This is a genomic window from Paraburkholderia sp. WC7.3g, from assembly GCF_050436345.1.
GTDB classification, from domain to species: Bacteria; Pseudomonadota; Gammaproteobacteria; order Burkholderiales; family Burkholderiaceae; genus Paraburkholderia; species Paraburkholderia podalyriae.
In genome coordinates, this window is sequence record NZ_JBNDMA010000002.1 from 1008695 (window position 1) to 1034748 (window position 26054).

Below are 26054 nucleotides of genomic sequence, written 5' to 3' on the forward strand. Positions count from 1 at the left end.
GCCGGCGCGGCGCCGACTAGCGCTCATATAATGGCGGCGATTTCGCGATGCGAGCAATATGGATAAACGTGGTGGCCGCATCGCCACCGAATGCATGGGAGATATCATGGGCAATCGCCTCAGCAAGATCGCCACTCGCACCGGCGACGACGGCACCACCGGTCTCGGCGACGGCCGCCGCGTGCGCAAGGACAGCACGCGCATCGCCGCGATCGGCGACATCGACGAACTCAATTCGAATCTGGGCGTGCTGTTGTGCGAGAAGCTGCCCGAGAACGTGCGCGCGGCGCTGGTCGCGATCCAGCACGACCTGTTCGATCTTGGCGGCGAGCTGTGCATTCCCGGCCACACGATGCTTACCGACCAGCATCTCGCACAGCTCGACGGCTGGCTCGCCGACTACAACGCCGCGCTGCCGCCGCTGAAGGAATTCATTCTGCCGGGCGGTTCGCGCGCGGCCGCGCTCGCGCACGTGTGCCGTACCGTTTGCCGCCGAGCGGAGCGCGCGATCGTCGCGCTCGGCGAACACGAGGCGCTGAACGCGGCGCCGCGTCAATACGTGAACCGGCTGTCCGATCTGTTGTTCGTGCTGGCGCGCGTGCTCAATCGCGCGGACGGCGGCACCGACGTGCTGTGGCAGCACGATCGCGGCGCGCCGTGAATGGCGACGCGCATGCGCGTATCGACACGCACGGTGCTCTGCACGAGCCGACGCTCAACCGACGGCGAGCGTGACCGGCTTGCCGATACGGCTGAGCATTTCCACGAGCGTGTCGATCGTGAACTTGGTGGTTTTCTTGTTGACGACATCGGACACGCGCGGGCGCGACACCATCAGAATTTCAGCCGCCTCGGCCTGCCTCAGATGATGCTGTTCGATCCACGTGGACAGCTCGGTCATCAGCTGTTCCTTGAGCAGCCGCGTGTCGTTGATCTGTTTTTGCGACGCCGCGTGAAGACGCTTCGCTTCCTCGGCGGAAAAACCGAGTTCGACAAACACGTTCGCGCCGGCTCGCGTTACGTGACGAATGTTGGTGTCGATCGTCATGGCTGGGTGGTCCTGTAATGGATGATGGCGCGGTAGCGCGTTTCGGCAATTTTTCTGTCGTGCGGGCCGAGCTTCTGCGTCTTCTTCTGAAAGCAATGCAGCACGTACAGCGCTTCGGCGTATTTGGTCACGTACATCACGCGAAAAATGCCGTCTTCGTCTCTGATGCGAATTTCGCGCGTTCCCGCGCCGATCGAGTCAATCGGTTTCCAGTCGTCGGGGTCGAGTCCTGACTGAATCTTGTGAAGCTGAAACCCTGCGAGACGACGCGCTTCGTCGGGAAAAGCGAGCAAATCACGGTAGCTGGAGCCTAACCAGCGAATTTCCTTTTGCTGCTCCATCGCCACCTCATGTATAAAATCTTATACGCATCCTCCAACCCGGTCAAGTCGTGCGAACGACCAGGCAACGAGCTATGACGATAGCGAGGCGGCAGGCTCAGTACCGTTCGTCCGACTGGCCAATAAAAAACCCGGTTCGAAATCGAACCGGGTTTTTTCTACCAACTGCAGACAAGTCGCCAAAGTGGCGACGGGGCGAGTGTTCAGTTGCCGCTGCCGCGCGCGACGCGGCGCTGCCTGACCGCTTCGGCAAGGCCTTCGAGCACGGCGACGCTTTCATCCCAGCCGATGCATGCATCGGTAATGCTCTGCCCGTACGTGAGCTCGCAGCCTTCCTGCAGATCCTGGCGACCCGCGACGAGGTGCGACTCCACCATCACACCGACGATCCGCTCGTCACCCGCGGCGATCTGACGGCCGACGTCCGCGCACACCGGAATCTGGTTCTCGTGCTTCTTCGAACTGTTCGCGTGGCTCGCGTCGATCATCAGACGCGCGGCGAGACCCGCTTTGCCGATGTCCGCGCAGGCCGCGTTGACGCTGTCGGCGTCGTAGTTCGGCGTTTTGCCGCCGCGCAGAATGACGTGGCAGTCCTCATTTCCCGCGGTCGATACGATCGCCGAGTGGCCGCCCTTCGTGACCGACAGGAAATGGTGCGGCTGCGAGGCCGCCTTGATCGCGTCGACGGCGATCTTCACGTTGCCGTCCGTGCCGTTCTTGAAGCCGACCGGGCACGACAGTCCCGACGCGAGCTCGCGATGCACCTGCGATTCGGTCGTGCGCGCGCCGATGGCCCCCCACGAGATCAGGTCCGCGATGTACTGCGGGCTGATCATGTCGAGGTACTCGGTGCCGGCCGGCAGGCCGAGTTCGTTGATGCGCAGCAGCAGCTCGCGCGCGGTGCGCAGGCCTTCGTTGATCTTGAAGCTGTTGTCCATATGCGGGTCGTTGATGAGACCCTTCCAGCCCACCGTCGTGCGCGGCTTTTCGAAGTACACGCGCATTACGACTTCGAGTTCGCCGGCAAAGCGCTTGCGCTGCTCGATCAGACGCCCCGCGTATTCGATCGCGGCCTTCGGATCGTGAATCGAGCACGGGCCGATCACGACGATCAGACGGTCGTCCATGCCGTGCAGAATCCGATGCATCGCGGTGCGCGAGTCGTAGATCACGTTGGACACCGTCTCGTCGCACGCAAATTCGCGGATCAGGTGAGCGGGCGGCGTGAGTTCCTTCAATTCGCGGATGCGGACATCGTCGGTATTGTGCGGGGGCATGTGGTTCTCCTGAATCGGTTCGTAGCGTGTTCGGGTCAAAAGCGTGAGACGAAAAAAAACCGCCAGGCTGGCTGGCGGTTTTTCGTGAATTCCTGGTGTCCTGCGTGCACTAACACCCCTCTCGATCCGCCAGCGGTCTGAGATACCAAAAAAAGTAAAAATAAAATTTGGCGGACATGGCGAAGTGAAATGCGTCGCTGATCAAAAAAGGTGAGTGCCTTTATAACCCGGTACAAGCTCGGCTGACAAGCCGGGGCATCGAAAAATGCGGGAAATCCGCACGCTTGGCGACATGCGTGCGCGAAGCGTGCATCAGTCGCGCAATCAGGCCGTACCGCCGACCGTCATCCGCTCGATGCGCAGCGTCGGCTGACCGACGCCCACCGGCACGCTCTGGCCTTCCTTGCCGCACACGCCGACGCCGGAATCGAGCTTCATGTCGTTGCCGATCATCGTGACGTACTTAAGCGATTCCGGGCCGCTGCCGATCAGCGTCGCGCCTTTGACGGGATACGTGATCTTGCCGTTCTCGATCATGTACGCCTCCGAGGCCGAGAATACGAACTTTCCGTTCGTGATGTCGACCTGACCGCCGCCGAAATTCACCGCATACAGGCCGTTCTTCACGGACGCGAGGATTTCTTGCGGGTCCTTGTCGCCGTTGAGCATGTACGTGTTGGTCATGCGCGGCATCGGCAGCGCCGCGTACGATTCGCGCCGTGCGTTGCCGGTGACCGGCATTTTCATCAGACGCGCATTCAGCGTGTCCTGGAGGTAGCCCTTCAGGATGCCGTCCTCGATCAGCGTCGTGCACTGCGTCGGATTGCCTTCGTCGTCGATATTGAGCGAGCCGCGGCGGTTCGGCAGCGTGCCGTCGTCGACCACGGTGACGCCCTTCGCGGCGACCTGCTCGCCGATGCGTCCCGCGAATGCCGACGACCCCTTGCGGTTGAAGTCGCCCTCGAGCCCGTGGCCGATCGCCTCGTGCAGCAGCACGCCGGGCCAGCCCGGCCCGAGCACGACGGTCATTGCGCCGGCCGGTGCCGGGCGCGCGTCGAGATTGACGAGCGCGGCGTGTACCGCGTCGTCGACGTAGCGCGACAGCACTTCATCGGTGAAATAGCCGTAGTCGAAACGCCCGCCGCCGCCGCCGCTGCCGATTTCGCGGCGGCCGTTCTGCTCGGCGATCACCGTCACCGACACGCGCACCAGCGGCCGGATGTCGGCCGCGAAGCCGCCGTCGCTGCGCGCGACGAGCACCACGTCGTATTCGCCGGCAAGACCCGCCATCACCTGCTGGATGCGCGGGTCGCGGCCGCGCGCCATCTGCTCGATGCGCTCGAGCAGCTTGACCTTCGCGGTGGCGTCGAGCGAATGCAGCGGATCGGACGGCAGGTACAGATCGCGCCCGGCGATGCCGGTCAGCGACGACGCCACCTTGATCTTCTGCTTGCCGCCGCCCGCCCTGGCGATCGCGCGCGTGGCGATGGCCGCCTGGCGGATCGCTTCGGGCGACAGGTCGTCCGAGTACGCGAACGCGGTGCGCTCGCCCGACACGGCGCGCACGCCGACGCCCTGATCGATGCTGAAGCTGCCCGACTTCACGATGCCTTCCTCGAGACTCCACGCTTCGCTGCGGGTGGCCTGAAAGTACAGGTCCGCGTAGTCGACGCGGTGCGTGAAGATTTCGGCGAGCGTGCGCGTGAGCAGCGACTCGTCGAGACCATAGGGCGTGAGGAGGATGTCCTTGGCGGCGGCGAGATTACGGATACCGGGTTCGATGATGTTCATGCGAAGTATGTTCTGCTCGATACGGAGGGGTCGGGGAGCGCCTGCGTCGCTATATGCGTGGCAGGCGCCGCAGTTTCAATGTCGGTTTCAGCTCAGCACGCGATGACGCCATGCCGGCAGGCTCTGCCGCACTTCGTCGATGCGCGCGCGTTCGAGGTTGCCCGCAACCACGCCGACGCCCTCGTCGCGCACCGCGACGATCTCGCCCCACGGGTCGATCAACATGCTGTGGCCCCAGGTGCGGCGGCCGTTCTCGTGTTTGCCGCCTTGCGCCGCGGCGAGCACGTAGCACTGATTTTCGATCGCGCGGGTGCGCAGCAGCAGCTCCCAATGCGAGCGGCCGGTCGTGTAGGTAAACGCGGACGGCACCACGATCAGCGCGCAGTCGCCCAGGCGCCGGTACAGCTCGGGAAAGCGCAGATCGTAGCAGACCGACAGGCCGACCCGGCCGAACGGCGCCTGGAAACCTTGCACCGCGGTGCCGGGCCGAATCGTGCGCGCTTCGTCGAACGATTCTTCGCCCTTTTCGAAGTTGAACAGGTGGATCTTGTCGTAGCGCGCGGCTTCGTTGCCGAGCGGGTCGAACACGAGCGTCGTGTTCAGCACGCGCGATGCCTCCGGCGCATTCAGCGGCAGCGTGCCGCCGATCACCCAGATCTGGTGGCGGCGCGCGGCGTCGGCGAGAAAGCGCTGGATCGGGCCATCCCGATGCGGCTCGCGCACGGCGAGCTTGTCGGTGTCCTTGAAGCCCATGAAGCAGAAATACTCGGGAAGCAGCACGAGTTGCGCGCCGTCGGCGGCGGCTTCGGCGATCAGGCGCTGTGCGTCGGCGAGATTGCGATCGCGATCCGGCGTGCTGACCATCTGCAGCGCGGCGACCCGGAAGGAGCTGGCCAATGGCCCGCCCGATGCATCGGCGGACGGAGAAGGAGAGATGTGTATTTCGCTCATGAGCGTGTCGAAAGGCTCCCGGCAGGGCGGCGGTGCGAAGCGCCGCGCCGCATGCATGATTGTGGGCTGGCTCGGCCCCGTTGGCGCATTGATTCGACGAAGTGGCACGAGCGGCCGCGTAATTCGCGATAGCGGCGCCGGGAAACCAAAGCTCAGTGCGCTTCCACGGTCGAAGCCGGAGCGTCAATCTTACCCCGTTCGGTCGTCACCCGCTGGACGTGCGGTTTCGACCACGAGCCGGTGATCGCATAGTCGCGCGCGAACACCTGCGACACCCCGTGCGTGAGCGCGAGATCGGCGATCAGTGCGCCGAGGCCGATCAACGGATTGACGATCGCCGCCGCGATCACCGCCGAGCCGGCGCTGACGGTCGGCACCACGTGCAGGTGCAGATCCTGGCTCTTCTGCGCGATGTCGACCGAGCCCACCATCTCGGCGCGCGCCGGCGCGGTCACCATTCTGAAGTCGTCGATGCGGGCGATGCCGTCATGAATCTGCGCGGTCCCGGTCACGCTCGAAAACGGCAGGCCCTCGCCGATCACGTCGCGGAAATCGAGCGTGGCGATGCGTGCGAGGCTTTGCAGGCTCAGCACGCCGAGCAGTGTCGCGACGCCTGGATCGACCTTCAGGATCTGGCCGTGGCGCAGATCGAGCGCGAGATTGCCGTTCAGCGTCGAATAGTCGATCGTGGTCGGGCCGCCTTGCCACACCGCCTTGCCGGCGATCGAGCCGCTGCCGCTCCTGAGCGTCCTCGGCAGACCGAGGCGATCCAGCATTGCGCCGGCATCCTTGATGTCGAGCTTGAAATCGAACACGGTGCGGCGCGGCGTGGCTTCGTCGGCCGAGGTGGCCAGCCCGGTCGACGTGCGCCAGTTCGCGGTCGCGGTGAGCGTCGCGGTCGGGTTCGTCACATCGAGCTTGTCGAGCTGCCAGACCGGCACGCCGTTCTCGTCGAAGTTGTGAGCGTCGACCTCGAGCCGGCCCACGTTGCGATCGTGCACGATCAGCTCGTCCACGACCATATCGATCGACGGCATGTTCAGCGCCGGCGCCGACATCGCCGGGCCGAGCAGGTCCTTGTCCGCGACCGACGGAATCACGAGGCGCGCAAAACGCGCCTGCAGCTCGCCCGGCGATTCGCGGGTCGCGCCTGGCAGCCACGACACGTGGCCGGACACCTGATTCGACGCGATGTTCGCCTGCCATGTGCGGTCCGTGTGCGACGCACCGACGATCACGTTGTCCCAGTGGCGCTTGAGCAGCGTCAGCGTGTCGATGTGCAGCGCGAAGCGATTCGGCATGAACTGCGTGAGCATCGGATTGGGCGCGGCGGCGGGGGTGGCCGCGTTGCTCGTGTTGGTGGCGCCGCTGGCGGTACTGCCGCCGTTCGCCCCGCCGTTCACGCCATTCGCCCCGGCCGCGCCCCCGCGCAACTGCGCGGCGAGCGCGCGCCAGGCGTCGGCATTGAACTCCTTGACGTCGACCGCGGCAACCACGCCCTCGGACGGCAGATCGGCCGGCCGGTTCACGCCGATCGCGCCGCGCACGACGGCCGGTGGCGTATTCGGCTGCACCTTCGGCTGATAGCGCAGCAGATACGCGGCGGCGACCGGCCCGAACGTCAGGTCGGCGCGTTCGAGGCCGGCTTCGCCGGGCACCGTCGACGGATTGACCGAGAAGTGCAGCGGCATCGGCGTGCCGACCGGCTTGTTGAACGGTGCGGGAAAATCGAGCGCGAGGCCGCTCAGATCCGAGTTGGCGCTGACTTCCGGCAGGCGGCCCCTCGCGCCGCTGACGTTCAACGCATACGGCGCGCTGCCACGCATGTGCGTGAGCACCTGCGCGGCCGGGCCATGCAGATGCAGCTCGCGCGCGGCATCGACGGCGATGTGGCCGTTGAGCGCGAGCGCGTACGTGCCGTCCTGACGCAAGCCGCCGTTCGCGTGCACGTCGCCGCCGAGGAACCGGCCGGACAGCCGGTCGGCCTCGGCCGTGTGCTCGGTGAAGCGCACCCGGCCGGTCAGCTGCGACAGCGGCGGCACGTTGTTCGCGCTCAGGCGATTGTTCTGAAAGCCGAGCGCGCCTTCTACACCGACGTGCGGCTTCGGCGTGCGCGGGATCGTCAGCTTCAGCGCGAGCGCCGCGGGCCCTTCCGCGCGGATCTTTTCGGTCTGGTGCCGCGCCATGATGCCGAGCGAGCTGCCGTTCACGTAGTCGAGCATGTCGGCGAGGGGGCCGCGGCCGTTGCCCTGAATGACCAGGTTCGACGCTTTGGTGCCGAGATCGTCGATGTGGCCGTTGACGTCGGTCAGTGCGATGCGCTTGTAACGCCCGCGGTCGATGTCGAAGCGCAGCACATTCTGCTTGAGTTCGAACACGCCGTCGATGCCGTCGAGCGGCGGCCAAACGTTTGGCGTGCCGTTGCGCATATTGCGCGGCGGAAACGGCGTTGGATCGAACTTGCCGCCGGTGAACGGCGCGACGATGTGGAAGATGCCGGCGTCGGGGTCGCGCGCGTAAGGGAACTTGGTCAGGTCGCCGTGCACTTCGATCATGCCGCCACGCGACACGCCAGCCTGCAAGCCGTGGCCTAGGTAAACGCGCAGCTTTTCGCTGACCGCGGTCGGCAGATAGCGGGCGATGTGTGTCACCTGCGCGCGCTTGAAGTCGGCTTTCAGGTCGAGCGAGCCGCGGCCGTGGCCGGGATTACTGTAGCTCGCGGTCGCGGTCGCCTCGACGTCGGGGTCGGATATCCCGAAATCGTTGAGCTTGATCGCGAACGCGGGCCGGGTGTCGCCCGGCGCCTTCGCGCCCACCGTCCAGTCGGCGCGGCCGTGCAGACGCGCGAGCGTGAGACGCGGATCGTCGAACACGCCCGGCAGCGTGATCGCCACGTTGGTCGTATCGAGGTTCGCGTGGCCACCTTTTTCATCGGCGTCGACGTTGCCCCACAGGTTTTCGATGCCGGGAACGCCGGCGCGCGGGTGGCCGCGCGGCGTCAGGCCCGGCCCCGGCTCCTGGGCGGCGAAGCTGATGCCCTGTAGATCGCCCTTGAAGCGATAACGCTCGATCGGTTCAGCACCCGTCGGCCGACGGTCGCTGCCCACTTCTCCGGATTCCGGCTTGCCGCGCTCGACCTCGATCACGTAGTTCGCGACGAGCCCGCGCGGATTGATGCGCACGAGTTCATTGAGAAAGTGCCGCGGCAGCGGCAGCGCGCGGCTGAATTCGGCGAGGATGCCGAGATCGACGCGATCGCCGCTGATGCTCAAAAGCTGCCCATGCTGCTGCGACGCCATCCGGTAGCGGCTGTCAAGGGTCCGGAAGCGCAGGATGCGCGTGAGCGGCGTGCCGTCTTCGAGCGGCGGCTGGCCGAGCTCGGCCCGCAGGTCCGACAGCTGCAGCCGGTACTCGCCTTCGTTTGCCTCGACGCGCCACAGAAAGTGGGTGATCGGCACGAGCAGCCTTGGCTGGGTCGGGCGCACGCGCATCGCGACGTCGTAACCGCTCAACTGGCCGGTCGCCTGGGTCATGCGGCCTTCGCTGAAGTCGATCCAGATTGCATTGTCGATGCGGCCGGCGAACGTCTCGATCGGGAACTGGATGTAGCGCGCGAGCGTCGGCAGATCGACCGGGCCCGTCGACATGTACACCTGCCCGCTCCAGTTTATCGGCTTGCCGAGCGCCGAGAGCGGCGCGTGGCGGAAGTGCGTGCGGAAGTCGAGCGGGCCTTTCAGCACCTGGCCGTCGGGTGGCGCCTGCAGCGCCATGCGGTGATCGCGGCCGTCATTGAGGATCGCGATGCGGATGTCGCGCAGCGCCAGTTCGGGTTCGTTGCGCGTCGCGTCACGCCAGCGCAGCACGCCGCCGCGCACGACGATCGCCTGCTGGCGCAACAGCCAGGTGGACAGCGCGTCGTTGCCGCTGTGGCGCGTCGGCACCGGCACGCCCGCGACCGACAGCACGCCGTCCTCACTGCGCGACACCAGCACGTCCGGCTGATCGACGATCAGGCTCGACAGCGCGGGATGAAACTGCCACAGCGAGCGCCAGGATACCGTCGCGGTGGCGTGCGGAATCGTCAGCGCGGGTCGGCCGTCGTGGTCGCGGATGACCAGATTCGTAACGTCGAGCCCCGGCTGGAAGCCGCTCCAGTGCGGCGCGAGCCGGCCGATCGTGAACTGGGTGCGCAGCTTGTCGGAGACCGCGGCTTCGATGCGTGGGCGGAACGAGTCGGCGCGCGGCAGCACCACGTAGCGCAAACCCAGAAACAGTCCGGTCGCGATGAAATAAAGGACGAGTGCGAGCGTGACGAGCACGCGCAACGTCCGACGCAGCACGATGTGGTCGCTTCCGCTCACATGCCGGACCTGCGATGGGGCTTGCGGGTCGGCGGATTCGTTTCGCTCGGACATGCTGCGGCGACTGGGCGTATGGTAGTTTTGCGAGTTAACGACGAAATGTAACACACGGGAAAGCGTCGGCGGACCTCCTGCAAACCCTGTCCGATAGCCCGCGACGGCGTTTGGCGAAGCCGTCCGGCACCGCGTTCGGCACGGGTTCGGCACGCGTGTCGCCGTGTGCCGATGGCGCAACGGAACGGCACGACAACGACCCCGGAACGACACCCGTCAGATACCGCCGCACCCAATTCGATCAAGCAACGAGCGAGCCAGATTTTTGATGACTGACGCCACCCTCCTGAGTTCCAGCTATTCGCACTATGCCGCGCGCGCCGCCGCGGCCCGCCCGCAACTCGTCGCGCATGTCAGCGCGCTGGCCGATGAACCGCTGACGCGGGAGCGCATCGACGCGCGTCTCGACGCGCTGTGCGCCGAGGCGGCGGGCCCAGCCGGTGCGCCGGTCAACGAAGATGCGCTGAAGCGCGCGCTGCGCCAGCTGCGCACCGAAGTCTTCTGCGCGGTGATGGAGCGCGACCTGGCTGGCGAGGCCGATATCGCCGAAGTCACCGGCGCGATGACCGATCTGGCGGAAACGACGATCCAGCGCGCGCTGACGGTGCTGAGCGCCGAGCTCGAAGCGTTGTATGGCGAGCCGCGCGGCCAGCAGGGCGAGCGGCTCACGCTCGGCGTGGTCGGCATGGGCAAGCTCGGTGGGCGTGAGCTGAACGTGTCGTCGGATATCGACCTGATCTTTGTTTACGAGGACGACGGCGAGACCATCGGCGGCCAGCGCTCGCCGCTCGCGACCCAGGAGTTCTTCACGCGCCTCGGCAAGCGGCTGATCGGCGCGCTCGCCGAAGTCACCGCCGACGGCTATGTATTTCGCGTCGATATGCGTCTGCGGCCGAACGGCGATTCGGGGCCGCTCGTGTGCAGCCTCGGCATGCTCGAAGAGTATTTCTACGTACAGGGCCGCGAGTGGGAGCGCTACGCGTGGATCAAGGGCCGACTCGTGTCCGAGGGCACGAGCGCGTCGGCCCAGCGGCTGCGCAAGCAACTCGACGCGATCGTCACGCCGTTCGTCTATCGACGCTATCTGGATTTCGGCGTGATCAGCGCGATCCGCGCGCTGCATCTGCAGATCCGTCAGGAGGCGCAGCGCCGCGCGTCGATGCGCCCGGACAAGGCCGACGACATCAAGCTCGGCCGTGGCGGCATCCGTGAAATCGAATTCAGCGCGCAGGTGTTCCAGCTGATCCGCGGCGGCCAGGACGCCGGCTTTCGTGTGCGGCCGACGCTCGCCGTGCTGCGCCACGCGGCCACGCATGGGCTGATGGACTCGTCGGTGTGCGTGAAGCTGTCGCAGGCGTATCGCTTTCTGCGTGAGCTCGAGCATCGTTTGCAATATCGCAACGACGCGCAGACCCACGCGATGCCCGTCGATGCCGAAGACCGCATCGCGCTCGCGCGCGCGATGGGCTGCGACGACTACCCGCAACTGATGACGAAGCTCGACGCGCATCGCGAGTTCGTGGAACAGCAGTTCGACCAGATTTTCGCCGACAAGGTGAACGGCCGCGACGGCTGCGGCGCGCCCGAGGACGGCGCGGCCGCGTGGGTATGGAGCAGCGCGCTCGCCGACGACAGCGCCGACGACGCGCTGCGCGCGCGCCTCGTCGAGCTGGGTGTGGCCGAACCCGGCGAGCTGCTCGCGCGGCTGCGGGGGGTATGGCGCTCGTCGCGCTACACGGGCCTGAACGAGCGCAGCCGGCAGCGTTTCGACATCGTCGCGCAGCGCGCGCTCGATGCCGCGCGCACGCTGGAGCCGGCTGCGCGGCGCGCCGATACGGTCGCGCGCTTTTTCGATCTGCTCGAAGCGGTGAGCCGGCGCGGCGCGTATCTCGCGCTTCTGACCGAATATCCGCAGGCGCTGCACCAGGTGCTGTCGGTGTTAGGCGGCTCGCGCTGGGCGGCGGGCTATCTGATCCGCCATCCGCAGCTGCTCGACGAACTGCTCGACGGCGAGGCGATCAACAGCCCGTTCGACTGGGCCGAATTCAAGCGTACCTTGCGTTTGCGGCTCGCGGCCGCCGATGGCGTCGAGCAGCAGATGGATCTGCTGCGTCACGCGCATCAGGCCGAGGTGTTCCGCATTTTGCTGATCGATCTGGCCGGCAAGCTGTCCGTCGAGCACGTCAGCGACCGGCTGTCCGAACTCGCCGACGCGGTGCTCGACGTGACGATCGAAGCCGTGTGGAAGCAACTGGCCAAACGTCACCGCGACGCGCCGCGCTTCGCGGTGATCGCCTACGGCAAGCTCGGCGGCAAGGAGCTCGGCTACGCGTCGGACCTCGACCTGATCTTCCTGTACGACGATTCCGACGATGCCGCCGCCGACGTCTACGCCACCTACACGCGGCGCCTGATCACGTGGCTGACAACCGCGACCGGCGCCGGCACGCTGTTCGACATCGACCTGCGACTGCGGCCCAACGGCGAGTCGGGCCTGCTCGTCACCGATCTCGACGCGTTTCGCCGTTACCAGTTGCGCGAGGGCGACGCGGCGAATACGGCATGGGTGTGGGAGCATCAGGCGCTGACGCGCGCGCGTTACTGCGCGGGCGATCCGGAGATCGGCGCGAAGTTCGAGGCGATCCGCAAACAGGTGCTGACGATGCCGCGCGAAGCGCCACCGCTCGCGAAGGAGATCGTCGAGATGCGCGCGCGTGTCGAGGCGGGACATCCTAACCAAACGCCGGCGCTGTTCGATCTGAAACACGACCGCGGCGGCATGGTCGATATCGAGTTCACGGTGCAGTACTGGGTGCTGCTGCATGCAGCGCGCGATCCCGAGCTGATCCGCAATACCGGCAACATCGCGCTATTGCGCGAGGTGTCGCGTTTCGGGCTGATGAGCGAGGCGGAAGCGGAGACGGTCGGTGCCGCGTATCGACGGTATCGCAAGTTGCAGCACACGCTGCGGCTCGATGGGATGGAGAAGGCGCGGGTCGATCCGGCGCTGGTCACGACCGAGCGCGAGGCGGTGCTGGCGTTGTGGAACAGGGTGTTTGGGTGATGGCGCTGACACACTTCGCGTAGCGCATCATGCGTGGCCGGGATCGTTGTGACGTCCCGGCCGACCCGACTCGGGCCGTATGCGGCGGACCAGGCTCGGCGCAAACTCAAGCGGCCAGCATTTCCTTCGCGTGCTTGCGCGTGGTCGCCGTGATTTCGAGGCCGCCGAGCATCCGCGCGACTTCCTCGATGCGGCTTGACTTGTCAAGCGAGGTCACGCTGCTGAGCGTGCCGCCGTTGCCGTTGCTCAACTTTGCGACCTGGAAATGATGATCGCCGCGCGCGGCGACCTGCGGCAGATGGGTCACGCACAGCACCTGGCGCGCCTCGCCGAGCTGATGCAATAGCCGCCCGACCACTTCTGCCACGCCACCACCGATGCCGGTATCCACTTCGTCGAAGATCAGCGTCGGTGTCGGGCTGGCCGCGCTCGCGATCACCGCGAGCGCGAGACTGATACGCGCGAGTTCGCCGCCCGACGCGACCTTCGCGAGCGGCCGCAGCGGCACGCCGGCATGACCGGCGACGCGGAACTCGATCTGTTCGAGCCCATGCGCGCCGCCTTCAGGCAGCGGTACCAGCGCGACTTCGAAGCTGCCGCCTTTCATCGACAGTTCCTGCATGCCGGTCGTGACCGCTTCGCCGAGCGCCCTGGCTGCTTTGGCGCGTGCTTTCGACAGTTTTTTCGCCTCGCCGACGAACACTTCCTTCGCTTGTGCCTCGGCGGCGCGTAGACCGTCGAGGTCGGCGGCGGCGTCGAGCGCGGCCAGTTGCTGGCGCCGCGCCGCGTGTTCTTCCGGCAGCATCCCGGGTTGCAGGCGGAACTTGCGCGCAGCCGAGTGCAGCGCGTCGAGGCGTTTTTCGACCTGCGCGAGCCGCTCCGGATCGAGCTCGAGTTTCTGCGCGTAGTGGCTCAGCGAATGCGCGGCTTCCTGCAACTGGATTTCGGCCGGTTCCAGCGCGGCGAGCACGTCGTTCAGCGCCGGATCGATGTCCGCGAGGTCGCGCATCTTCGACGCGATCGAGCCGAGATGCGTGATCATCGCGTCGTCCGATTCGGACAGCGCGCCGAGCACGCCCTGCACGCCGTCGATCAAATTCGCGGAATGCGACAGCCGCCGATGCTCGGTGTTGACCTCTTCCCATTCGCCCGGCTGCGGCGCGAGCTTGTCGAGCTCGGTGAGCTGCCACGCGAGTCGCTCGCGCTCGAGTTGCAGCTCGCGATCGCGCGTCTGCGCGTGCTCGACCGCCTGCGCCATGTCGCGCCACGTGCGCCAGGCGCGCGTGACGGCGCCGGCCATGTCGGACAGGCCCGCGTGCGTGTCGAACAGCTCGCGCTGCGCGTCCGGGCGCATCAGCAACTGGTGCGCGTGCTGGCCGTGAATGTCGACGAGCATTTCGCCGACCTCGCGAAGCTGCGCGAGCGTGGCCGCCGTGCCGTTGATGAACGCGCGCGAGCGGCCGTTCGCGTCGACCAGCCGCCGCAGCATCACGGTGCCGCCGTGCGGGCCGTCGTCGGCCGCGCCGAGCGCCTGCGCGTCGAGCCATTGATCGACCTGCGCGTGCGTTTCGAACTCCGCGGTGATGTCGGCGCGACTCTCGCCGGTGCGCACGACGCTCGCCTCGGCGCGCGCGCCGAGCGCGAGCGCGAGCGCGTCGATCAGGATCGATTTGCCGGCGCCGGTTTCGCCCGAGAAAACGGTGAAGCCGCTGTCGAATTCGAGGTCGAGCGCGGCGACGATGACGAAGTCGCGTATCGAGAGGTGGCGAAGCATGGGAGTCTTCGGGTGAGCTTGGGATTCGGGTGGCGGCCGCGGCGGCGTGCGCAATTCAAAGCGCCGCTTAAGGCCTCGGGTCTTCTTCGTGCGACGGGTACTCGTGCCAGTGCAGCTTCTTGCGCAGCGTCGCGTAATAGCTGTAGCCGACCGGATGCAGCATCGGCACCGTGTGGCGCGAACGGCGCACCTCGATCGTGTCGCCGAGCTCCAGCGACGTGAACGACTGCATGTCGAAATTGACGTTCACCTCGCGCCCGGAAACGATCTGGATGCTGACCTTCGATTCGTCCGGCAGCACGATCGGCCGGTTCGACAGCGCGTGCGGCGCGATCGGCACGAGCACGATGCCCTGTAGTTGCGGATGCAGGATCGGCCCCTGCGACGACAGCGCGTACGCGGTCGAGCCGGTCGGCGTCGCGACGATCAGGCCGTCCGAGCGCTGGTTGTACATGAAGCGGCCGTCGACCGACACGCGCAGCTCCGCCATGCCCGAGAAGCCGCTGCGGTTGACCACCACGTCGTTGAACGCGAGCGCGTGGTAGATCGGCGTGCCGTCGCGCACGATGCGCGCTTCCAGCAGCACGCGCTCCTCGCGCTCGAAATTGCCGGACAGCATTTGCGGCACGATCTCGCGCATGTCGGAGATCGGAATGTCCGTGATGAAGCCGAGCCGTCCGTGGTTGATGCCGATCAACGGCGTGTGATACGGCGCGAGCTGGCGGCCGATGCCGAGCATCGTGCCGTCGCCGCCTAGCACCACGGCGACGTCGGCACGCGCGCCGATCTGGGCGGGATGCAGCGCCGGATATTCGATCACGCCGATTTCGGCGGCGGTGTCGGCTTCGAACACGACTTCGAGGCCGAGCTTCGCGATGCACGCGGCGAGCGCGGTCAGCGGCTCGCCGATGCCTGGCGTATTGCTGCGCCCGACGAGCGCGACGGTCTTGAACTGGCTGGTCACTTGCATGCCGGCATTACACCATAGGTAGGGCCTGAAAAGAACCGCCGACCAACCCGGTTGTGGGCCGGCGCACGCAGGGCGTCAGCGCATGTCGCGATTATCGTTAGAATGGTGAAGACCCGATGACATGCGAGCCCGCCGAAGGCGGCGCATTCGCCGGGGGCGGGCGCCGCGGGGCGCTCGCGGCTGCGGTGCCATTGAGCTAAAATTTTTCGTCATGCTAGATCCTCGCGCACAAACCCTCCTCAAAACGCTGATTGAGCGCTACATCGCCGAAGGTCAGCCGGTCGGCTCGCGCACGCTGTCACGTTATTCGGGCCTCGAACTGAGCCCGGCCACGATCCGCAACGTGATGTCGGATCTCGAGGATCTGGGACTCGTGATCAGTCCGCATACGTCGGCGGGGCGCATTCCGACGCCGCGCGGCTACCGTCTGTTCGTCGACACGATGCTGACGGTCGAGTCCGCCGCCGACGAGGAAGCGGTGATGCGCACCGTCAAGACCACGCTGCAGGTGAGCGAGCCGCAGAAGATCGTCGCGGCGGCGGCGAGCGTGCTGTCCAACCTGTCGCAGTTCGCCGGCGTCGTGCTCACGCCGCGCCGCAGCCACGTGTTCAAGCAGATCGAATTCATGCGCCTGTCCGATCAACGCATTCTGCTGATCATCGTGACGCCCGAAGGCGACGTGCAGAACCGCATCCTTGCCACCCAGCGCGACTTTTCGCCTTCGCAACTGGTGGAAGCCTCCAATTACATCAACGCGCACTTCGCGGGCCTGTCGTTCGACGAAGTGCGCCGCCGCCTGCGCGAGGAAATCGACGAGCTGCGCGGCGACATGACCTCGCTGATGCACGCGGCCGTCACCGCAAGCACCGACGAATCCGACACCGGCGAGACCGTGCTGATCTCGGGCGAGCGCAATCTGCTCGAAGTCGCCGATCTGTCGTCGGATATGGCGCGCCTGCGCAAGCTGTTCGATGTGTTCGACCAGAAGACCAGCCTCCTTCAGTTGCTGGACGTGTCGAGTCATGCGGCGGGCGTGCAGATTTTCATCGGCGGCGAATCGAATCTGGTGCCGATCGAGGAAATGAGCGTCGTCACCGCGCCGTACGAGGTGAACGGCAAGATCGTCGGCACGCTCGGCGTGATCGGGCCGACCCGCATGGCCTATAACCGCGTGATTCCGATCGTCGATATCACCGCGCGGCTGCTGTCCTTGACGCTCAGCCAGCAGTAGCCCCCGCGCTCCCCGGAGCCGTCATCGCAACTCGTGCCGGCCATGATGCGCGAACCCGCGACGTCTGCCAATCGTCCGAATGGCCAGGGGTGTCTGGCGGCGCCGGGCAGGACCCGCGCCGCTATAATGAATCTCCACTGAATCGACTCGCCGCGTGAAGCGGTGATTTCTGCTGCCTATGCGCTTCGACCTCGAGCGGCCTTCACAGAACGCCACGTCGCATCGCGTCGCCGTATTGCTGATCAATCTCGGCACGCCGGACGCACCGACGCCGCGTGCGGTGCGCCGCTACCTCGCGCAGTTCCTGTCCGATCCTCGCGTGGTCGAAATTCCGGTGCTGTTGTGGCAGTTGATTCTGCGTCTGCTGATTCTGCCGTTTCGCGGCCGCAGCTCCGCGAAAAAATACGCCGCGGTCTGGATGCCCGAGGGCTCGCCGCTGCGTGTCCATACGGAGAAGCAACTGGAGGGTTTGCGCCACCTGCTGCAACTGAACGACTACACGGTACTGGTGGACTACGCGATGCGCTACGGCACGCCCGGCATTCCGGCGATGCTCAATCAGCTGAAGCTCGCGGGCGCCGAGCGCGTGCTGCTTATGCCGATGTATCCGCAATATTCGGCATCGACCACCGCGACTGCTTTCGACGAAGCTTTTTCCGCACTCAAGCGCATGCGCAACCAGCCGGAAATCCGCACCGTGCGCCAGTATGCCGATCACCCGGCGTACATCGCGGCGCTCGCCGCGCAGGTGCATCACTACTGGCATCAGCACGGCCGCCCCGACTTCTCGGCGGGCGACAAACTGGTGCTCAGTTTCCACGGCGTACCCAAGCGCACGCTCGACCTGGGCGACCCGTACCACGAGCAATGCCAGCAGACCGGCGCGCTGCTGATGCAGGCGCTCGGGGTGACGCCGGTCGAATGCCGCATCACGTTCCAGTCGCGCTTCGGCAAGGCCGAATGGCTGCAGCCCTATACGGCGCCGACGTTGAAGGAGCTCGGCGCGGCAGGCGTGCGGCGTGCTGACGTGTTTTGTCCGGGTTTCATCGCCGACTGCCTCGAAACGATCGAGGAAATCGGCATGGAAGTACGCGACGAATTTCTGCGGGCGGGTGGCAAGGAGTTTCACCGGATCGCCTGTCTGAACGCGTCCCAGCCGTGGGTTGCCGCGCTCGGCGAAATCGTCGCGCAGCATCTGCAGGGCTGGCCGGTGCAGGCAGTGCCGGTGCCGCACACGACATGAGCTTGAATACGCAGATGAACTACCGCATTTCAACCGAACCGGGCGCGAAACTGCGCATCGACAAATGGCTGTGGGCCGCGCGCTTTTTCAAGACGCGTTCGCTGGCCGCGGAGGCGGTCGAGAAGGGGCGGGTGCGCATCGGCGGCGCGGCCGTGAAACCGGCGAAGGACGTGCGTGTCGGCGATCTGGTCGAGATCGAGATCGAGCGGTACGTGTGGCAGGTGGAGGTGCTGGGCCTGTGCGAGGTACGCGGTCCGGCGAGCGTCGCGCAGACGCTTTATGTGGAAACCGCGGACAGCAAGGCGAAGCGGCAGGTCGAGCAGGAGCGGCGCCGGGAGTATCACGAGCCGGCCGCCGCGCTGCACGGGCGACCGACCAAACGCGACCGGCGCACTATCGACAGATTTTCAGGTGGGGATTGAAAAACTGCTCCATCGTGGCGTGCACGCCGCCGTACTCGGTGGTGTGGTCGTTGACCGCACCGGACATGCAGATGGTCGTGGTGCCCGCGATCAGTACCAGTGCGACCACCCCGATTGCAAAGGTCAGTTTCACGGTACTCCCTTGGGAAGGTGATGAGCTGAAACAGGCTTTCGGAAAGACTGTCAGGCGTTGGTAAGGCTTACGTCGGATTAGGGTTAACGTGCGTTGCCGCGCCATGACTGGAGAATAGGTCAGTTGCGAGCCGCACTCAATCTCTATCTGATCGCGCCACGTTAATGCTTGTTACGGCGCATTTCGCCTGCACGACGGTGGTGCGAAAAAACCCTCGGAGCCGCTTGAAACGGCTCTTGCAGGCCCCATCTGGGGTCGGGACTGGCGGTTCGGCGCGACGACGCGTGGCGCGATTTTGCAAAGCACAGATCGCCGCGTGTCGGAACGGCTTTCACCGCCTTTGGCTTTTACTTTTTAACGACTTTCAGCGACATGGAAAACACGCAAGAGAACCCGACGAGCCAGAATTCCACGCCCGCCGACGAAGCCGCGCGCCAGGCCGCCGAGGCCGCTGCTCAACAGCAGGACACCGGCGCGCAGGTCGAACCGGCTCAGGGTGCCGACGACCAGGCGCTGGCCGACGCTCAGGCGAAGATCGCCGAACTGCAGGAAAGCTTCCTGCGCGCGAAAGCCGAAACCGAAAACGTGCGGCGTCGCGCTCAGGAAGACGTCGCCAGGGCGCACAAGTTTGCGATCGAGAGTTTCGCCGAGCATCTGCTGCCGGTGGTCGACAGTCTCGAGGCGGCCATTGCCCATTCATCCGACGACCTGCAGAAGGTCCGCGAAGGCGTCGAGCTCACGCTGCGTCAGTTGAGCGGCGCGCTCGAGAAAGGCCGCGTCGTCGCCATCAATCCGGTCGGCGAAAAGTTCGACCCGCATCGCCATCAGGCCATTTCGATGGTGCCGGCCGATCAGGAGCCGAACACCGTCGTCGCGGTGCTGCAAAAGGGCTTCGTGATCGCGGATCGGGTGCTGCGTCCCGCGCTCGTGACCGTCGCGGCGCCGAAGTAAGCGCGGCGACGCACGCCCGGCATCGCCGCCTGGCGTGGCGAAAGATCCCGTCGATTCAGGCACTTACGGCGAGCCACGCCGGGGCGTCGCGCAGGCTGACGGGGCGGGCTCGCAGCGAAGATTCAGGAGCCCGTCGCGTGATTGAAAAAAATTAAAGACCGCATCGCAAAAGAGGTCTTGAAAACGATGTGGCCGCACTTACTTTCAGTGCAGGTATGAATTGAGAGCGGAACGTCCCGCCGCCAGTTGGGCCAACCGGGCGCTTTCCGCAGCGATCAAAGTCAGGAGATTTGTAAAAATGGGCAAAATCATCGGCATCGACCTCGGCACGACCAACTCGTGCGTGGCGATCATGGAAGGCAATTCGGTCAAGGTCATCGAGAACTCGGAAGGCGCGCGCACCACGCCGTCGATCATCGCTTACATGGAAGACAGCGAGATCCTGGTCGGCGCGCCGGCCAAGCGTCAGTCGGTCACAAACCCGAGGAACACGCTGTTCGCGGTCAAGCGCCTGATCGGCCGCCGCTTCGAAGAGAAGGAAGTGCAGAAGGACATCGGCCTGATGCCCTACAAGATCATGAAGGCCGACAACGGTGACGCATGGATCGAAGTGCGCGACCAGAAGCTTGCGCCGCCGCAAATCTCCGCCGAAGTGCTGCGCAAGATGAAGAAGACCGCTGAGGACTACCTCGGCGAGACCGTCACGGAGGCCGTGATCACGGTGCCGGCGTACTTCAACGACAGCCAGCGTCAGGCAACCAAGGACGCCGGCCGCATCGCCGGTCTGGAAGTCAAGCGGATCATCAACGAACCGACCGCAGCCGCATTGGCATTCGGCCTGGACAAGGCTGAAAAGGGTGACCGCAAGATCGCCGTGTTTGACCTCGGCGGCGGCACGTTCGACATCTCGATCATCGAAATCGCGGACGTTGACGGTGAAATGCAGTTCGAAGTGCTGTCCACGAACGGCGACACGTTCCTCGGCGGCGAGGACTTCGACCAGCGCATCATCGACTACATCATCGGCGAGTTCAAGAAGGAGCAGGGCGTCGATCTGTCGAAAGACGTGCTCGCGCTGCAGCGCCTGAAGGAATCGGCTGAAAAGGCGAAGATCGAACTGTCGTCGAGCCAGCAGACCGAAATCAACCTGCCGTACATCACGGCCGACGCATCGGGTCCGAAGCACCTGAACCTGAAGATCACGCGCGCCAAGCTCGAAGCGCTGGTTGAAGAGCTGATCGAACGCACGATCGAGCCGTGCCGCGTCGCGATCAAGGACGCAGGCGTGAAGGTCGGCGAAATCGACGACGTGATCCTGGTCGGCGGCATGACCCGTATGCCGAAGGTGCAGGAAAAGGTGAAGGAATTCTTCGGCAAGGATCCGCGCCGTGACGTGAACCCGGACGAAGCCGTGGCCGTTGGTGCCGCGATCCAGGGCCAGGTTCTGTCGGGCGACCGCAAGGACGTTCTGCTGCTCGACGTGACCCCGCTGTCGCTCGGCATCGAAACGCTCGGCGGCGTGATGACGAAGATGATCAACAAGAACACCACGATCCCGACCAAGCACGCGCAGGTCTACTCGACGGCTGATGATAATCAGGGCGCCGTGACGATCAAGGTGTTCCAGGGCGAACGCGAAATGGCAGCGGGCAACAAGCTGCTGGGCGAGTTCAACCTCGAAGGCATCCCGCCGGCACCGCGCGGCGTGCCGCAGATCGAAGTGAGCTTCGACATCGACGCGAACGGCATTCTGCACGTCGGCGCGAAAGACAAGGCGACCGGCAAGGAAAACCGCATCACGATCAAGGCGAACTCGGGTCTGTCCGAAGCCGAAATCGAGAAGATGGTGAAGGACGCCGAAGCGAACGCGGAAGAAGATCACAAGCTGCGTGAGCTGGCCGACGCCCGCAACCAGGGTGACGCGCTCGTCCACAGCACGAAGAAGGCGCTGACCGAGTACGGCGACAAGCTCGAAGCCGGCGAGAAGGACAAGATCGAAGCCGCGTTGAAAGACCTCGAAGACACGCTGAAGAGCAACTCGAGCGACAAGGCCGCGATCGAAGCGAAGATCGAAGCGGTGGCCACGGCCTCGCAGAAGATGGGCGAGAAGATGTACGCCGACATGCAGGCTACGCAAGGTGCCGATGCGGCAGCGGGCGCGGCGGGCGGTGCCGGTGCATCGGCGGGCGCGAGCCAGCAGGCCGACGACGTGGTCGACGCGGACTTCAAGGAAGTGAAGAAGGACTAAAGCCAGGTCGGCATCCGACCGTAAAGCCGTGCACAGCAATGTGCGCGGCCCGGCTGCACGAGAACGGCGCCTCTGGGGCGCCCAAAGTGCAAGAGCGGTTTTCGCGCCTGGCGAGCCTTTTTGGGCTCTCCGGGCACGTTCGTTTTATGGAGGGCGTTGTTTTGAACCGTGCCTTGGCGCGGCGCAGGCAGCGGCCGCACGAGTCGTGAGACTCCACAGCATTCACAAGGAGCTACCGCGTCGCTTTGCGCGGCGGCGTTGAACCGATATGGCGAAACGGGATTACTACGAGGTTCTGGGCGTCGCGAAGAACGCGAGCGACGACGAAATCAAGAAGGCTTATCGCAAGCTCGCGATGAAGCACCACCCCGACCGAAATCCGGGCCACAAGGATGCGGAAGAGCATTTCAAGGAGGTGAAGGAAGCCTATGAAATGCTGTCGGATTCGCAAAAGCGCGCCGCGTACGATCAGTACGGTCACGCGGGCGTCGATCCGAACATGGGTGGGGCCGGCGCACAGGGCTTCGGCGGCTTTGCCGATGCATTCGGCGACATCTTCGGCGACATCTTCGGCCAGGCGGCCGGCAGTGCACGCGGAGGTGGCCGCGCGGGTCCGCAGGTATATCGCGGCGCCGATCTGCGCTACAGCATGGAAATCACGCTCGAACAGGCCGCGCACGGCTACGACACGCAGATTCGCGTGCCGAGCTGGGTCTCGTGCGAAGTCTGTCACGGCTCGGGCGCGAAGCCGGGCACCAAGCCGGAAACCTGCCCGACCTGTAGCGGCTCGGGCTCTGTGCGCATGTCGCAGGGCTTCTTCAGCATCCAGCAGACTTGCCCGAAGTGCCACGGCACTGGCACCTACATCCCCGAACCGTGCAATCACTGCCACGGCGCGGGCAAGGTGAAGGAAACCAAGACGCTCGAAGTGAAGATTCCGGCCGGTATCGACGACGGCATGCGCATCCGCTCGGCCGGCAACGGCGAGCCGGGCATCAACGGCGGTCCGTCAGGCGATCTGTACGTCGAGATTCATATCAAGCAACACTCGGTGTTCGAGCGTGACGGCGACGATCTGCATTGCCAGATGCCGATCCCGTTTACTACCGCGGCGCTCGGCGGCGATATCGAGGTGCCGACGCTCGCCGGCCGCGCGAGCTTCACGGTGCCGGAAGGCACGCAGTCGGGCAAGACGTTCCGTTTGCGCGGCAAGGGTATCAAGGGGCTGCGTTCGAGCATCGCCGGCGATCTGTACGTGCACGTGCAGGTCGAAACGCCGGTCAAGCTCACCGAAGCGCAGCGCGATCTGCTCAAGCAGTTCGAAAAGGCGCTCGTGGAAGGCGGTTCGCGGCATAGTCCGCAAAGCAAGAGCTGGTTCGATCGCGTGAAGAGCTTTTTCGATTGATCTGATGTGGCGGTCAGTATGACGGTGGACAGGCGCGGCGCGATGTTCGCGCTGCTCGACGATTGCGATGCAACGGCGGCGCGCCCGTCGAGCCGCTTGTACACGGGTTTAGTGCGCGAGCGGGTCTGCACGGAGGCCGCGCAGCTCGAAGCTGTGTGCGACAACGTCGCGGCGGATGCCCGCAACGGTCTGCACGCTGTCGTGCTCGCCGACTATGAATTTGGCCGCGCGCTGATGGGTTTCGATGCGCGCCGGTCTACCGAAACGCAGCGTGGCAATGCCGCGCTGCGTTTTTTATTGTTCGAACGCTGCGCGAAGCTTTCGCGCGACGAGGTCGACGCGTGGCTGATGGCGCGTGACGACGGTGCGCCCGAACCCTCGGTCGCGGGCACGGCGAACGTGCGCGAGAGCGTCGACCGCGCGCAGTTCGACGCGGCGATCGGCGCGATTCATGCCGCCCTGCGCGCGGGCGACTCCTATCAAGTCAACTACACGTACCGGCTCGGCTTCGACGTGTTCGGTTCGCCGCTCGCGTTCTATCGGCGTTTGCGCGTGCGCCAGCCGGTGCGGTTCGGCGCGCTGATCGCATTGCCGGACGATGCGTGGGTGCTGTCGTGTTCGCCTGAACTATTCGTCGAGAAGCACGGCGCGACATTGCGCGCGCGGCCGATGAAGGGCACGGCGCCGCGCTCGCAAGATGCTGCCACCGACCGGAGCAACGCCGAGTTCCTCGCCAACGACCCGAAGAACCGCGCCGAGAACGTGATGATCGTCGATCTGTTGCGCAACGATCTGTCGCGGGTCGCGCAGATCGGCTCGGTCAACGTGCCGGCGCTGTTCTCGGTCGAGCCGTATGCGTCGGTGTGGCAGATGACCTCGACGGTGGAGGCGACGTTGCTCGGCGGCACCTCGTTCGCGACGATCCTGCGCGCGCTGTTTCCATGCGGCTCGATTACCGGTGCGCCGAAGCATCGCACGATGCAGTTGATCGACGAACTGGAAAGCACGCCGCGCGGGCTTTATACCGGCGCGATCGGCTGGCTCGATGCGCCTGGCGATGATCACGATTGCGGCGACTTCTGCATGTCGGTCGCGATCCGCACGCTGACATTGACTGCGTCGACGGCGCAAGCCGGCGGCACGGACGGTCTGCGCGGCAGCATGGGCATCGGCGCGGGCATCGTGCTCGACAGCGTGGCCGCCGACGAGCACGAGGAGTGTCGATTGAAAGGACGTTTTCTGACGGGCGCCGAGCCGGGTTTCGAACTGTTCGAAACGATGTACGCCACGCGGGAAGATGGCGTGCGGCACGTCGAGCGGCATCTGCGGCGCCTGTCGTCGAGCGCCGCGACGCTTGGCTTCGGGTTCGACGAGAAGCGCGTTCGCGAGGAATTTTCAGCGCGGTGCGCCACGCTGCCGGCGCAGACGCCGCATCGTATGCGTCTTGCTTTGAGCAAGAGCGGCGCGACGCAGATCACCGCCGCGGTACTTGCGCCGTTAGCGGATGCGATCGTTGGCGTTCTGCTCGGCTCCGAAGCCCGCTTCGCGCCGACCCGCGCCGCCGATCCGCTGCTGCGCCACAAGACCACGCGCCGCGCCGACTACGACCGCGGCTGGCGCGAAGCCGAAGCGAAGGGCGCCTTCGATACGCTGTTCTTCAATGAACGGGGCGAGCTGACCGAAGGCGGCAGGTCGAACGTGTTCGTGAAGCTCGCGGGACAATGGTGGACTCCGCCGCTCGCGTCAGGCGTGCTGCCTGGTGTCATGCGAAGCGTGCTGCTCGACGACACGTCGGGCCTGCGGGCAGGTGAAAAAGTGCTGACGCGGGCGGATGTGCTGAACGCCGAAGCGCTGCTCGTGTGCAACGCGTTGCGCGGCGCGGTGCCGGCACGGGTTGTTGGTTAGAGCGCGGAAACAAACGTGAATGCCGCGCGCTCGCGCGGCAATAAAGCATCAGAACGTGTGCTCGGCGCCGGGAAACGTCCCGTCCTTCACCGCTCGCACGTACGCCTCGACGGCCGCCTGAATGTTCGGCTGCCCCTGCATGAAATCCTTCACGAAGCGCGGCCGCTTGCCGGGAAAAATCCCGAGCATGTCATGCAGCACCAGCACCTGACCCGAGCAATCGAGGCCCGCGCCGATCCCAATCGTCGGAATGCGCAGCAACTGCGTGACCTCGTCCGCGAGTTGCGACGGGATCGCTTCCATCACGATCAATTGCGCGCCGGCTTCCTGCACGGCGAGCGAATCGCGCAGCAGCTGGCTCGCGCCCGCTTCGGTCTTGCCCTGCACCTTGAAGCCGCCGAACGCATGCACCGACTGCGGCGTGAGACCCACATGCGCGCACACCGGGATCGAGCGCTCGACCAGAAACCGCACCGTGTCCGCGACCCATTCGCCGCCTTCGAGCTTGACCATCTGCGCGCCCGCGCGCATCAGTTCGACCGAGCTCCTGAATGCGTCTTCGCGCGTGCCGTACGTGCCGAACGGCAGGTCAGCGACGATCAGTGCCGACGGCTTCGCGCGCGCGACGCTCGCCGTGTGATACACGATGTCGGCAAGCGATACCGGCAGCGTGGTCGGCTGGCCTTGCAGCACGTTGCCGAGCGAGTCGCCGATCAGCAGCACGTCGACGCCCGCGCGCTCGAGCAGTGCGGCGAAGCTCGCGTCGTAACAGGTGAGCATCGCGATCTTCTCGCCGGCGTCGCGCATTGCCTGCAGTTTCGGCACGGTGATCGCGCTCCGGCTCGCTTCCTGCAAATAAGTCATGGTCAATCCAGTGAGAAAGAG

General features: G+C 65.5%; 19 protein-coding genes. 9 read left to right on the top strand and 10 right to left on the bottom strand.

The window, feature by feature from the left end; genetic code table 11:
* Positions 1-106: 106 nt before the first annotated feature.
* On the top strand, positions 107-661 hold the full coding sequence (locus OKW43_RS16185) for a cob(I)yrinic acid a,c-diamide adenosyltransferase (RefSeq protein ID WP_187633878.1): 555 nt from the start codon (positions 107-109) through the stop codon (positions 659-661).
* 54 nt (positions 662-715) lie between these two features.
* Here OKW43_RS16185 and OKW43_RS16190 read toward each other — a convergent pair whose 3' ends face one another.
* The 6 genes from OKW43_RS16190 to OKW43_RS16215 form a co-directional block, all read right to left on the bottom strand.
* Positions 716-1048, bottom strand: coding sequence for a helix-turn-helix domain-containing protein (locus tag OKW43_RS16190; RefSeq protein ID WP_187633877.1), 333 nt, complete (start codon positions 1046-1048; stop codon positions 716-718).
* On the bottom strand, positions 1045-1389 hold the full coding sequence (locus OKW43_RS16195; protein WP_429448422.1) for a type II toxin-antitoxin system RelE/ParE family toxin: 345 nt from the start codon (positions 1387-1389) through the stop codon (positions 1045-1047). The genes OKW43_RS16190 and OKW43_RS16195 overlap by 4 nt, the downstream gene beginning before the upstream one ends.
* A 203-nt stretch (positions 1390-1592) precedes the next feature.
* Positions 1593-2666, bottom strand: coding sequence for a 3-deoxy-7-phosphoheptulonate synthase AroG (gene aroG / locus OKW43_RS16200; RefSeq protein ID WP_187633875.1), 1074 nt, complete (start codon positions 2664-2666; stop codon positions 1593-1595).
* A gap of 324 nt (positions 2667-2990) precedes the next feature.
* Positions 2991-4457 (bottom strand): metalloprotease TldD, encoded by a 1467-nt coding sequence (gene tldD / locus OKW43_RS16205; protein ID WP_187633874.1) that lies wholly within the window; start codon positions 4455-4457, stop codon positions 2991-2993.
* 87 nt (positions 4458-4544) lie between these two features.
* Positions 4545-5408, bottom strand: a complete 864-nt coding sequence (locus tag OKW43_RS16210; protein WP_429448425.1) for a carbon-nitrogen hydrolase family protein — start codon at positions 5406-5408, stop codon at positions 4545-4547.
* 152 nt (positions 5409-5560) lie between these two features.
* Positions 5561-9823, bottom strand: a complete 4263-nt coding sequence (locus OKW43_RS16215; RefSeq protein ID WP_429448427.1) for a YhdP family protein — start codon at positions 9821-9823, stop codon at positions 5561-5563.
* Positions 9824-10091: 268 nt separating this feature from the next.
* Here OKW43_RS16215 and glnE point away from each other — a divergent pair, with 268 nt between their 5' ends.
* The gene (gene glnE / locus OKW43_RS16220; RefSeq protein WP_429448429.1) at positions 10092-12887 is read left to right on the top strand and encodes a bifunctional [glutamate--ammonia ligase]-adenylyl-L-tyrosine phosphorylase/[glutamate--ammonia-ligase] adenylyltransferase; all 2796 of its coding nucleotides are present in this window, start codon (positions 10092-10094) and stop codon (positions 12885-12887) included.
* 106 nt (positions 12888-12993) lie between these two features.
* Here the strand turns inward: glnE and recN are convergent, their stop codons facing one another.
* Positions 12994-14661, bottom strand: a complete 1668-nt coding sequence (gene recN, locus OKW43_RS16225; protein ID WP_187633870.1) for a DNA repair protein RecN — start codon at positions 14659-14661, stop codon at positions 12994-12996.
* A gap of 67 nt (positions 14662-14728) precedes the next feature.
* Positions 14729-15631: an NAD kinase gene (locus tag OKW43_RS16230; RefSeq protein ID WP_187633869.1), complete on the bottom strand. Its 903-nt coding sequence runs from the start codon at positions 15629-15631 to the stop codon at positions 14729-14731.
* Between the two features lie 211 nt (positions 15632-15842).
* On the opposite strand from OKW43_RS16230, the gene hrcA reads away from it, so the two are divergent.
* The 3 genes from hrcA (at position 15843) to OKW43_RS16245 (ending at position 18527) form a co-directional block, all read left to right on the top strand.
* Positions 15843-16862: a heat-inducible transcriptional repressor HrcA gene (hrcA, locus tag OKW43_RS16235; protein WP_187633868.1), complete on the top strand. Its 1020-nt coding sequence runs from the start codon at positions 15843-15845 to the stop codon at positions 16860-16862.
* 178 nt (positions 16863-17040) lie between these two features.
* On the top strand, positions 17041-18105 hold the full coding sequence (hemH, locus tag OKW43_RS16240; protein WP_429448432.1) for a ferrochelatase: 1065 nt from the start codon (positions 17041-17043) through the stop codon (positions 18103-18105).
* A 14-nt stretch (positions 18106-18119) separates the two neighbouring features.
* On the top strand, positions 18120-18527 hold the full coding sequence (locus tag OKW43_RS16245) for an RNA-binding S4 domain-containing protein (protein WP_429451689.1): 408 nt from the start codon (positions 18120-18122) through the stop codon (positions 18525-18527).
* Here OKW43_RS16245 and OKW43_RS16250 read toward each other — a convergent pair.
* A complete protein-coding gene (locus OKW43_RS16250; RefSeq protein ID WP_162842037.1) occupies positions 18499-18660 on the bottom strand; it encodes a hypothetical protein in 162 nt (53 codons plus the stop codon). The genes OKW43_RS16245 and OKW43_RS16250 overlap by 29 nt on opposite strands.
* Before the next feature lie 372 nt (positions 18661-19032).
* Here OKW43_RS16250 and grpE point away from each other — a divergent pair, with 372 nt between their 5' ends.
* From grpE to pabB, 4 genes are all read left to right on the top strand, one after another.
* Positions 19033-19611: a nucleotide exchange factor GrpE gene (gene grpE / locus OKW43_RS16255; protein WP_429448434.1), complete on the top strand. Its 579-nt coding sequence runs from the start codon at positions 19033-19035 to the stop codon at positions 19609-19611.
* 298 nt (positions 19612-19909) lie between these two features.
* On the top strand, positions 19910-21859 hold the full coding sequence (gene dnaK, locus OKW43_RS16260) for a molecular chaperone DnaK (protein WP_429448436.1): 1950 nt from the start codon (positions 19910-19912) through the stop codon (positions 21857-21859).
* Positions 21860-22127: 268 nt separating this feature from the next.
* On the top strand, positions 22128-23264 hold the full coding sequence (gene dnaJ / locus OKW43_RS16265) for a molecular chaperone DnaJ (RefSeq protein ID WP_187633864.1): 1137 nt from the start codon (positions 22128-22130) through the stop codon (positions 23262-23264).
* An 18-nt stretch (positions 23265-23282) separates the two neighbouring features.
* Positions 23283-25169 carry an aminodeoxychorismate synthase component I gene (gene pabB, locus OKW43_RS16270; protein WP_429448439.1) on the top strand — a complete coding sequence of 629 codons (1887 nt, stop codon included), beginning with the start codon at positions 23283-23285 and terminating at the stop codon, positions 25167-25169.
* Between the two features lie 48 nt (positions 25170-25217).
* Here pabB and panB read toward each other — a convergent pair whose 3' ends face one another.
* Complete coding sequence (gene panB / locus OKW43_RS16275; RefSeq protein WP_187633862.1) at positions 25218-26033, bottom strand: 3-methyl-2-oxobutanoate hydroxymethyltransferase; 816 nt, start codon at positions 26031-26033, stop codon at positions 25218-25220.
* Positions 26034-26054: the final 21 nt, after the last annotated feature.

Bases quoted from the DNA above. Each gene is read 5' to 3' on its own strand.
- OKW43_RS16245 (WP_429451689.1), top strand. From the start codon at position 18,120: ATGAACTACCGCATTTCAACCGAACCGGGCGCGAAACTGCGCATCGAC.
- OKW43_RS16190 (WP_187633877.1), bottom strand. From the start codon at position 1,048: ATGACGATCGACACCAACATTCGTCACGTAACGCGAGCCGGCGCGAAC.
- OKW43_RS16230 (WP_187633869.1), bottom strand. From the start codon at position 15,631: ATGCAAGTGACCAGCCAGTTCAAGACCGTCGCGCTCGTCGGGCGCAGC.
- hemH (WP_429448432.1), top strand. From the start codon at position 17,041: ATGCGCTTCGACCTCGAGCGGCCTTCACAGAACGCCACGTCGCATCGC.
- dnaK (WP_429448436.1), top strand. From the start codon at position 19,910: ATGGGCAAAATCATCGGCATCGACCTCGGCACGACCAACTCGTGCGTG.
- OKW43_RS16210 (WP_429448425.1), bottom strand. From the start codon at position 5,408: ATGAGCGAAATACACATCTCTCCTTCTCCGTCCGCCGATGCATCGGGC.
- dnaJ (WP_187633864.1), top strand. From the start codon at position 22,128: ATGGCGAAACGGGATTACTACGAGGTTCTGGGCGTCGCGAAGAACGCG.
- OKW43_RS16185 (WP_187633878.1), top strand. From the start codon at position 107: ATGGGCAATCGCCTCAGCAAGATCGCCACTCGCACCGGCGACGACGGC.
- OKW43_RS16215 (WP_429448427.1), bottom strand. From the start codon at position 9,823: ATGTCCGAGCGAAACGAATCCGCCGACCCGCAAGCCCCATCGCAGGTC.
- tldD (WP_187633874.1), bottom strand. From the start codon at position 4,457: ATGAACATCATCGAACCCGGTATCCGTAATCTCGCCGCCGCCAAGGAC.
- pabB (WP_429448439.1), top strand. From the start codon at position 23,283: ATGACGGTGGACAGGCGCGGCGCGATGTTCGCGCTGCTCGACGATTGC.
- aroG (WP_187633875.1), bottom strand. From the start codon at position 2,666: ATGCCCCCGCACAATACCGACGATGTCCGCATCCGCGAATTGAAGGAA.
- panB (WP_187633862.1), bottom strand. From the start codon at position 26,033: ATGACTTATTTGCAGGAAGCGAGCCGGAGCGCGATCACCGTGCCGAAA.
- hrcA (WP_187633868.1), top strand. From the start codon at position 15,843: ATGCTAGATCCTCGCGCACAAACCCTCCTCAAAACGCTGATTGAGCGC.
- recN (WP_187633870.1), bottom strand. From the start codon at position 14,661: ATGCTTCGCCACCTCTCGATACGCGACTTCGTCATCGTCGCCGCGCTC.
- glnE (WP_429448429.1), top strand. From the start codon at position 10,092: ATGACTGACGCCACCCTCCTGAGTTCCAGCTATTCGCACTATGCCGCG.
- OKW43_RS16195 (WP_429448422.1), bottom strand. From the start codon at position 1,389: ATGGAGCAGCAAAAGGAAATTCGCTGGTTAGGCTCCAGCTACCGTGAT.
- grpE (WP_429448434.1), top strand. From the start codon at position 19,033: ATGGAAAACACGCAAGAGAACCCGACGAGCCAGAATTCCACGCCCGCC.